The following is a 1,071-nucleotide window of genomic DNA, read 5'->3' as shown; positions in this document are numbered from 1 at the left end:
GCCCAGGACCAGGCCGACCCGGCACTCGCGCCAGATCACCTTCAGCAGGTCCGAGCCGCGCACCTCGCCGACCGCCAGGGCGCGTACGCAGGCGGTGGCGGCCTGGGCGCCGGCGTTGCCGCCGGCGCCGATGAGCATGGGGATGAACAGGGCGAGGGAGGCGACCTGTTCCAGGGTCGCCTCGAACGCCCGGGTCACGCCGACGGTGAGGGTCGCCGCGACCAGCAGCAGGCTCAGCCACAGGGCGCGGTAGCGGGCGAGCTGCCAGACGGAGGCGGCCATGTAGTGGCCGGCCCAGGGGGCGGCGCCGGACTGGCGGGCCATGTCCTCGGTGTCGGCGGCCTCGATGACCTCCACGGCGTCGTCGATGGTGAACAGGCCGACGAGCCGGTCCTCGCTGTCCACGACCGGCAGGTTCAGGTCGTTGGTCTCGCGCATCAGCCGGGCGGCGTCCTCGGCGGAGTCGGTGGCGTACGCGGAGGCCGGCTCGGTGACCACCAGCTCGGCCACCAGTGTCCCCGGCTCGTTGAGCACCAGTTCGCGCAGCTCCACGACGCCGGTCAGCCGCCGCCCGGCGTCCACCACCGGCAGCGTGTACACCGTCTCCGCGTCCGGCCCCTTCTCCCGCACGGTCCGCAGTGCCTGCTCGACGGTCAGGTCCTGCGGCAGCGCCACCACTTCGGGGGTCATGTAGCGGCCGACCGAGCCCTCCGGGTAGCCGAGCAGCGCGGAGGTCATCCTCCGCTCGTTGGGGCTCAGCCCGGCCAGCACCCGGTGGGCGACCTTGGCCGGGGCCTCGCGCAGCATCCTGGCCCGGTCGTCGGGGTCCATGCCCTCGACGAGCTCCAGGAACGAGCGGTCCCGCAGCCCCTGCAGGATCTGCTGCTGATCGACCGGCTCCAGTTCCTCGAAGACCGCCAGCGCCCGGTCCTTGTCCAGCAGCCGGAAGGCCACCCCGGCGTCGACGGCGTCCATACGGCCCAGCTCGTCGGCGATCACATGCGGCGGATGCGTCTCCAGCCACTCCAGGATGCCGTGCAGATCGTGGTCCCTGACGAGGTCCCGCAGCGA

The 1,071-nt window shown here is 72.8% G+C and carries 1 protein-coding gene; it reads right to left on the bottom strand.

The genetic code is table 11. The features are described 5' to 3' along the window. Nucleotides 1-1,071 (bottom strand): magnesium transporter (mgtE, locus tag BMY40_RS27355; RefSeq protein ID WP_342745096.1); only part of this gene is annotated, 1,071 nt, incomplete at both ends.

Source organism: Streptomyces radiopugnans (genome assembly GCF_900110735.1).
Lineage (GTDB): Bacteria > Actinomycetota > Actinomycetes > Streptomycetales > Streptomycetaceae > Streptomyces > Streptomyces radiopugnans.
The sequence above is the reverse complement of the archived record's forward strand: the minus strand, read 5'-3'. Positions and strand labels throughout refer to the sequence as shown.